Below are 3,868 nucleotides of genomic sequence, written 5' to 3'. Positions count from 1 at the left end.
GTGTCTTCAAACTCCGAGTACCCCCGTTTCCCTTAAAAAAGGGGGACTTTGAGTATGGCTCCCCCCTTAATAAGGGGGGCTGGGGGGGATCTAATATCTTGCGGAAAACTTTGAAAACACGCCCTAGGGGGGCAAAATTCAGTATAAAAAAACTTGGGAGATATCCTCTAAGTTTTCCAGAGCAGTTACAGAGCAGTCCTATTAATGTCGAGTAAACCTAAATCCAGGAGCGATCGCTTTTTAGGAATACTATTCCTGTTTAGCCTTACCATTTGTATAGGGCTAGGTCATCTTCCCTCAATCGCTCAACCAGCTGAACCGGGAAATATGGCAACCACCCAGGCTGCCAACCCCAGTCAACTCGTGGAACAAGGGGTTGAGTACTACCAAGCCGGAAATTATCAAGCTGCCATAGAGCCCTGGCAAAATGCCTTGACGCTCTACCAACAGACCAACAACTATACCAATAGCGCAATTGTCCGGGAAAATCTGGCCAGAGCCTATCAAAAGATTGGTCACATCCAGGAGGCAATCAGTAACTGGGAGCAAGCCATCCTTGACTATCAACAGCTAAGGAACTGGCAACAAATGGGGCGAATGAAAACGGAATTGGCTCAAGCCTACAATAGCTTTGGACAACCGAGAAAAGCGATCGCGCTTCTATGTGGAGCCCCTGATGCCGATGAAAATTCTAAAAACAAACCCAGTTGTGTCAAAAACAGTGCCTTAAAGGTTGCTCGCGCTGATCAGGATTGGAAGGGAGAAGCTGCTGCTTTGGGAAGTCTGGGAAATGCCTATCTTCTCAGAGGGGATTATGACCAAGGGATTGAATGTTTACAAACTGGTTTAGGCATTGATAAAAACGTTGAATTTGATATCAGCCCCCAACGCACAAAAGACTGTATAATAGATATATCTGGCAAAAAATACACAGCCAATATTTCTGCCGATAGTCCCTATGGCAGCTCATTTATTAACGACCTAGGTAATGCTTACTTTAGCAAAGCTCAGCGTTGGGAGCGCTGGGCTAGCTCTGCCAAAGAGCGGTCAGCGAAAGAAACAGAAGATAAATTTACAGAAAATGCCAACCATAATTACAATCAAGCTCAGAACTGTTTTCAGCAAAGTCTCAAAGTAGCTCGCACTCAAAATGACCAACCTGCTCAAATGCGAGCATTGCGCAATTTGATTCAACTGTCCTACCGCCCTCAAGAATCAATATCAATAGAGGCAGCAGAGGCGCGGAACCAATGGGTTCAAGACGCTCAGGAATTGTTCAACGAACTACCGGATTCTCAGGATAAAGTCTACGCAGCCATCGATTTAGCTAAACTGGAGCAACCGATGACTGTGGTTAATGACACGTCCCAACACAATTCCTGTGGCAAACGTCAGCTACAAGCAGAGACTGAAACACTCCTCAATCAAGCCATCTTAATTGCTCAACGCCTTAAGGACTACCGTTCCCAGTCTTTTGCCCTCGGTGAATTGGGTCATCTCTATTACTGCCGCCAAGACTATCAAAACGCCCTAGACTTCACTCAAAAGGCATGGTGGATGGCTGACCAAAATCTATCCGCAAAAGATAGCCTGTATTTGTGGCAGTGGCAGCTGGGTCAAATTTTCCAAGCCCAAGGTAACGAAGTTAAGGCGGTCAATGCTTATAAAGAAGCGATCGCTACACTCAACGATATCAGAAAAGAGCTTCTGATTGCAGAGCGAGACTTACAGTTTGACTTTCGGGATGCCATTAATCCTCTCCACCGTGAATTGGCTAAGTTAAGGTTGGAACGTGCTGAGCTACTCCCCAAAGATAGTAAGGAGTACCCAGATGAGCTAAAGTCTGCCCTCGAAACCATTGATTCCCTAAAACTAGCAGAACTGCAAAATTACTTCGGCAATGATTGTGCGTTAATACTCATCAGTCAGAAACGAGTTGACGAACTGGTTGGGGAAAAAACCGCTGTCTTTAGCTCGATTATTTTAAGCGATCGCACCGGTATTCTAGTCAGTCTTCCCAAGGGCGAAAAGCGACTGGAGTGGATCAATGTTGATAGTCAAACTCTTAGAGAAGAAATCAACCAATTTCGCCGGGGACTGGAACGCAGACGTGATATTAACTATAACCTCAAACCAGCCCAAGAGCTGTATAAAAAGATTATTGCTCCTTTTACCAAGTATTTAAAGTCAGCACAGATAGAAACCCTTGTTTTCATCCAGGATGGCATCTTACGCAGCATCCCAATGGCTGCCCTCCACGACGGTGAAAAATTCTTAGTTGAAACCTATGCTATTGCCACAACCCCCAGTCTTAAGCTGACCAATCCCCAAGCCTTGAACCGTCAAAAACTTCGCGTCTTAGCCTTAGGGTTAACTCAAGAAAGTGAAGTCAACGGACAAGGGTTTTCAGCTTTGACCAATGTTGAAAGCGAACTCAAGGCAGTCGAGACTCAATTTCCAGGTAGCAAAACGCTTTTGAATCAGGATTTTACCCAAGAGCGCTTAGAAGAAGAACTGGCTCAAACCGTTTACCCCATTCTTCACATTGCCACCCACGGTCAATTTAGTGCGATTCGAGAAGACACCTTTCTCGTCACTGGAAATAATGACAAGCTCACCCTCGATGATCTGGAAAACACCATCAGCGGCGTTAGTCGTAAACCCGACTCAGGGGAATTGCTTGCCCTCACAGCTTGCCAAACGGCAGTGGGAGATGACCGTGCTGCTCTGGGTTTGGCTGGCATTGCCGTGCGAGCCGGTGTCAGCAGTGCTTTAGCCTCTCTTTGGTCTGTCAATGATGCCTCTACGGCTCAGTTAGTGACAGAGTTTTATGCCAACTTGCGCCGTCCTGGAGTAAGCAAAGCCGAGGCTTTACGTGCAGCTCAGCGAAAACTGATTGAGGCTGAGGACACAGAGGAGATTAACGACCAATATGCCCACCCCGCCTACTGGGCACCGTTTATCCTGATCGGTAACTGGCTTTAATCCTATGATTGGTGGTGGGGTGGACTCAATTACCGCAGGCTACTGGCTATTTGCCTTAAGTTCTCAATCCGTTCATACTTCTCGTCAGTCAGTGCGGCTGCCTCTAATTCAGCCAGGTTTTCTAGTAGGGTTGAACCCACCTCTCCCAACCTAGATTCGTTAGCCAACTTCAGAGCTTCAGCTAAAGCATCGTACCATAAACTTGCCTTGGCATAGAAATCGGATTTGTTTGAGCCATCGACAAAAGTGCTTTCCAAAGTAGAAGGCATCTCTAGAACCTGAATATCTGCCCTAGCAATTAAATCACTTGATGCGTTATCTGGGTCACATAAGATGGTGACTTGCCAAAGATAAGTGCGACCTACTCTAAGTTCTGGTCTGTCCTCTGGTAGGGTTAATGTCATAACTCCTGGCCAACTCTTCAATGGAATTGCCTCACCCATTAATTTGGGTTTACCGTTTGAGTCATATTCATAGAGCGTGAATTCCATCTTTTTGGTGGTCGAGTCAGGAACAAACCAAGCAAAAGTCGGGCGAGTCGAAGCCGTTTGTCCAACATGACTTAGAGGAACTAGGGCTGTTAGGGGTATCCCTTCACCTTCGCACCCATCTCTGGAGCCTGCTTGTCCTGTATAGTCACTTGGAGGTTTCTGATCGGAAGGGAATTCGTACTCAGCTAGAGCAGCCGGAGTTATGACCCAACACTTTATATTAGATTGTTCATTCCAGGCACCTTGAACAGTTTTACACAGAAGGGCAAGAAGAGGGAAACTTATCAAAATCTCTAGGTTTCTCAATTACGCTGAAAGAGGACTTCTCACGATACAAAAAAGTAGATTCCCCGTGCTTTTTGAAGGCAGGCTATATAGGTCTATATATAGTA

2 protein-coding genes are annotated in these 3,868 nt (G+C 46.0%); one reads left to right on the top strand and one right to left on the bottom strand.

Annotated elements, in window-relative coordinates; translation table 11 throughout:
* Positions 1 to 204: 204 nt before the first annotated feature.
* Positions 205 to 2,985, top strand: coding sequence for a CHAT domain-containing protein (locus tag F6K20_RS28175; protein ID WP_287266010.1), 2,781 nt, complete (start codon positions 205 to 207; stop codon positions 2,983 to 2,985).
* 29 nt (positions 2,986 to 3,014) lie between these two features.
* Here F6K20_RS28175 and F6K20_RS28170 read toward each other — a convergent pair whose 3' ends face one another.
* Positions 3,015 to 3,764, bottom strand: a complete 750-nt coding sequence (locus F6K20_RS28170; protein WP_287296878.1) for a DUF928 domain-containing protein — start codon at positions 3,762 to 3,764, stop codon at positions 3,015 to 3,017.
* Between the last annotated feature and the right edge of the window lie 104 nt (positions 3,765 to 3,868).

Origin of the sequence: Moorena sp. SIO2C4 (genome assembly GCF_010672485.1) — a bacterium.
Classification (GTDB): Bacteria; Cyanobacteriota; Cyanobacteriia; order Cyanobacteriales; family Coleofasciculaceae; genus Moorena; species Moorena producens.
This window is presented reverse-complemented; position numbering and strand designations above follow the sequence as displayed.